Here is a 272-nt window from a genome sequence, read left to right on the forward strand (position 1 = left end):
CGCCGAGGTAGCAGGCCTTCGGCCCCATGTCGCGGTGGGTCAGCTTGAACCATGCGCGTTTGAAGGCGTCAGCGAACTCTTCCGGATGCTCGTGGAACCGCTTGGAGATCGGTCCATAGATCGGGTCCATCTTCATCGCCATGTCGGCGGTGGTCATCATGATCGGAACCTTCTTGCCGGAGCCATTCACCTCGGGCGCATGGTCTTCGTCCTTCAGGTTCTTTGCATGCCAGATCCATGCGCTGGCAGGGGATTTGGTCAGCTCCCAATCG

1 pseudogene is annotated in these 272 nt (G+C 59.6%); it reads right to left on the bottom strand.

From position 1 onward, the window contains the following. A pseudogene (locus R0J92_RS23045) lies at positions 1–272 on the bottom strand (catalase-peroxidase); the annotation flags it as partial.

Origin of the sequence: Tritonibacter sp. SIMBA_163, assembly GCF_046535935.1 — a bacterium.
Taxonomy (GTDB): Bacteria; Pseudomonadota; Alphaproteobacteria; order Rhodobacterales; family Rhodobacteraceae; genus Epibacterium; species Epibacterium scottomollicae.